Here is a 4,009-nt window from a genome sequence, read left to right on the forward strand (position 1 = left end):
GCGGGTGCATGGCGGGGGGCCCCCAACCTGGCGGAACGGCCGACTCAGGATCCGGATTTGAGGTTTGCCAGCAACGCTTCGAAGGGCAGTGAGGAGAGTTCATCATCGGGGTCGGCGAATTCGCTGACCGAGGGAGCGATGGAACGGGTATGCCCCAAATCCGCATCAGCGGAGAATTCCCCTTCGTTCATGGACAGCGCCAGGACGACTTCTCGCGCAACCCGGCGAGCGCGATCTGCCAGCGTGCCAGTCAGACCCTGTCCCCCGAAGTCTTCCGAAGCCGCGAAAACCGTTGTCGGCATGATCTGCGCCCTGAGGTAGGAGAAGATCGGACGCATGGCGTAGTCAACCGCGAGCTGGTGCCGCTGGGTTCCCGCGGTGGCAGCGAGCACGACCGGTTTTCCGTTGAGCGATTTAGGGTCCAGGATATCGAGGAAGGACTTGAAGAGGCCTGAGACCGAGGCCGTGAAGACCGGGGTGACGGCAACGAGCACGTCGGCATTCACCACTGCGTCGATAACTTTTTGCAGGCCCGGGGCGGCGAAACCGGTCAGCATATTATTAGTGATTTCACCAGCATGCTCACGCAGTTCGATATTGCTCACGTCGGCTTGCACGCCGGCGGCAGCTAGCTGCGCGGCAATATTCTCTCCGATTTGCTGGCCCAGCAGCGAGGAGCTCGATGGGGTTCCCAGCCCACCGCTGATGACGACTACTGACTTGCTCACTGTTCTTGCCTTTCACTATTTATATGCGCATGCATGTATCAACAGCGGGGTCGCCGGACGTATTCCCGGCATCGGCAGTTCTTTTCGCCTCGTCGGCTCAATTCGGTTTTTCACTATTGTGACGGTCGCAATCTTATTGATAATATCTGCATATGAGCACTCCGAAGCCACAGACCGAGAATCAGCGCGCAATTGAAGATGGCGTCCGCACTGACTTCAAAAACACGATGTCCTACGGCGGCTACCTTGATCTGGAACGCATCCTGTCAGCGCAGCATCCGGTCAGCGTTCCCGAGCACCACGATGAAATGCTCTTCATCATCCAGCACCAGACCAGCGAACTGTGGCTCAAGCTCATGCTCCATGAACTCCTCGAAGCACGCCGCCTGCTGGGCCTCGATGACTTCGGCAAGGCCCTGAAATGCCTTGCCCGGGTAAAGCACATCCAGAAGACCCTGACCGAACAGTGGTCGGTCCTGGCGACCTTGACGCCGCGCGAATATGCACAGTTCCGCGACTTCCTCGGCTCTTCCTCCGGCTTCCAGTCCTTCCAGTACCGCGCCGTGGAGTTCATTCTGGGCAACAAGCATGAAGGCATGCTCAAGGTCCACGAGGCAGATCCAAAGGCCCACGAGCTACTGTCCAAACTGCTTCACGAGCCAGGTCTCTACGATGTGTTCCTGGCCGCCCTGTCCCGCCACGGTTACGACATTCCCGAAGAAGTGCTTTCACGGGACTTCACCAAGCCTTGGGCATTCCAGGAGGCACTGGTGCCAATATTCAAGGATATCTACGAGTCCGAGGACACCCGCTGGGGCTTCTACCAAGCCTGCGAGGACCTGGTAGACGTCGAGGACAACTTCCAGGCATGGCGCTTCCGCCATATGCGCGTTGTCCAGCGCACCATCGGATTCAAGCGCGGCACCGGTGGCTCCTCGGGCGTTGACTTCCTCAAGCGCGCCCTGGACCTGACCTTTTTCCCAGAGCTGTTCGCGGTGCGTACCGAAATTGGCAAGTAGCACCTCCCTCACGGCTCTGAGCCTCGATGACTTCGAGGCGAGATGCGGAAGCGCCACATCGATTATCCGCACAATTACCGGCCTCTATATACGGCATGAGAAAACTCCGGTGGCGCGCACCCGAATAGTGGAACTGGCACATGCTGCCGGAGTTTCGGTCCCTGCGGCGCAAACCGCCATCTCCCGACTGATTGACCGGGAAGTGCTGGAAGCAGCGCAATCTTCCACCTTGCGCGTTCCGAGCGCGGCGCAACAGATGTTCGAGCGTGGCACCAGAAGAATATTCACCCCGCGCCAAATGTCAGGCAGTGACCCCTGGTGCCTGGTGGCCTACTCCCTGCCGGAGACCTTGCGCTCCCTGCGCCACCAGGTACGCAAGCATTTCTTGCAGCTTGGCGGCGGCATGCTCGGCTCCGGATTATGGATTTTCCCCGAGTACCTGCGAGAGGAAGTCTCGGCGGTGCTCAATGCCCTGGGAGCCAGGGAACACGCGACGCTTTTTACCGCCCAGCAACCATACTTCCCCGGAACACCGCAGCAGGCTGCCGGGCAGTGGTGGGATCTTGAGCGCCTGGGCACCTTGCATCGAGCGTTCCTGGAGAGCACCGCTTCCCTGGATTCCAGCGACATTGCTCCGCCCAGTGCTTATCGGGGGTATGTCACGATGGTCGATTCATGGCGTGCTCTGCCCTACCTTGACCCCGGCTTGCCGGAGTTCATGCTGCCCGCCCACTGGCCTGGCGATGAAAGCAGGGAACGTTTCTTGGCACTGTCCAGCGCATTCCAGGAACCAGCCTCGCTCTTCGCACGCTCGCTTCTGGCTTCCTAGTTCCAGACTGGTTCATCTTCTCCATACGGAGCAGGCGGACCAGGGTAGTCCAGCCCCTGGCCTGCCATGCTGAAGGGCGGCGGGACATACTCAAGGGTGCCGAAAGTACTTTCCACCCGCTTCAGCCGCACGCCACCGTCGAATTGAGCGGGGCGTTGCGGGGCGTCGAAGGCGAACAGCGCATGAGCGGTCCGAGCCAAGGAGAATCGCACCGACCCGGTACGCCCTTGGACACTGCGCGCCCGAACCAAAGCGATGACGGCAGCAGCGAGCCCGTAGCCGGTGGCGTGGTCCAAAGCCTGCACCGGCAATGCGCCCGGTGATTGCCCGTTACCACGGTAAGCCTCCGAGATGCCGGTGGCAGCTTGCACGATACTGTCGAACCCACGCCGTTGGGCCCAGGGTCCTTCGAAGCCCCACGCACCTAATTCAGCAACAACGAGCTGCGGGTACCGTAGGGCTAATTCATTCCGGCCAAGCCCTGCCTTGGCCAAAGCCCCGGGGCGATAGCCCAAGAGGACGGCATCAGCATCCTGCAGCAGTTCGTGGATCCGCGCCTGCCCTGCTGCGTTTTTCAAATCCAGCAGCGTGCTGCGCTTGCCGAATCCGGTATCAACATATTGCCAAGGCAATTCGGGGAGCAGCGGCCCATCCACGCGCAAGACCTGTGCGCCAAGGGCTGCCAGCGTCCTGGTTGCGGTGGGGCCAGCGATAACCCGTGTGAGATCCAGAACCTTCAACCCTCGAAGGGGCATTGCTGCACGCGGGTCAAATTTCCAGACCGGAGCCGAACCTGTTGGGCGCATGCGGAATTGAGCCCAGTGCCCGCTGCCGGCCGCTTGGCCCTCTGCCGAGCTGAGCCACTGTTGACGGGATCGCACCTGCGCGGCTATTCCACCAGCGGCAATAATGCGTTCTTGGGCATCGTGGGCACAAAGGCTTGCCACTGCGTCGGCGATGTCAATCCCCGAAGATGTTCCCAATGCAGAGTGGAGCGAGCGTTCATGGTGAGGGTAATTCGCGTGGGTTCTGATCCAGCCGTCGGCCGTTCGGTAGAATCCCGAATATCGAGCAAAGCCTTGTGGTTTCTGCCCCGCGATGCGCAAGTGGGCAGAGGACGCGAAGGCAGCTGCGATATCCGGCGTCGCCGTGGCGAGCCATGGCGAGGCAGCGGCAAGATCATTAAGGGCGGAACATACCAAGCCAACGGATCGAGCTGCGAGCTTCTCCGCGTTCAAAGGACCAGCCCACCAAACCGCGGGCCCAGTAACAGGGCAATCACCTGCCGTCTCGAACAATCGGTGCGCGGTGAACCCCGAACCCAGGATATGGCCCTCGGCCACGCGCTCATCTTCGGAATGCAGCATGAACCTCAGCCTATACCCGGAAAATCACCACTTCGATGCAGGCAGTTGGAAAACGGAAAACCCGCC

The 4,009-nt window shown here is 60.5% G+C and carries 4 protein-coding genes; 2 read left to right on the forward strand and 2 right to left on the reverse strand.

Going from position 1 to position 4,009, the window contains the following annotated elements; genetic code table 11:
* Positions 1–44 precede the first annotated feature (44 nt).
* The gene (locus ACNPN0_RS00605) at positions 45–728 is read right to left on the reverse strand and encodes a CE1759 family FMN reductase (RefSeq protein WP_448937331.1); all 684 of its coding nucleotides are present in this window, start codon (positions 726–728) and stop codon (positions 45–47) included.
* Between the two features lie 152 nt (positions 729–880).
* Between ACNPN0_RS00605 and kynA the strand changes: the two genes are divergently transcribed.
* Together kynA and ACNPN0_RS00615 are read left to right on the forward strand one after the other, a co-directional pair.
* Positions 881–1,747: a tryptophan 2,3-dioxygenase gene (gene kynA, locus ACNPN0_RS00610; protein WP_388025014.1), complete on the forward strand. Its 867-nt coding sequence runs from the start codon at positions 881–883 to the stop codon at positions 1,745–1,747.
* Positions 1,748–1,856: 109 nt separating this feature from the next.
* Complete coding sequence (locus ACNPN0_RS00615; RefSeq protein ID WP_448937330.1) at positions 1,857–2,576, forward strand: PaaX family transcriptional regulator; 720 nt, start codon at positions 1,857–1,859, stop codon at positions 2,574–2,576.
* On the opposite strand, the gene ACNPN0_RS00620 is transcribed toward ACNPN0_RS00615, so the two are convergent.
* Positions 2,573–3,943: a CoA transferase gene (locus tag ACNPN0_RS00620; RefSeq protein WP_448937329.1), complete on the reverse strand. Its 1,371-nt coding sequence runs from the start codon at positions 3,941–3,943 to the stop codon at positions 2,573–2,575. The genes ACNPN0_RS00615 and ACNPN0_RS00620 overlap by 4 nt on opposite strands.
* Positions 3,944–4,009: the final 66 nt, after the last annotated feature.

This window comes from Glutamicibacter sp. AGC84 (genome assembly GCF_053543575.1).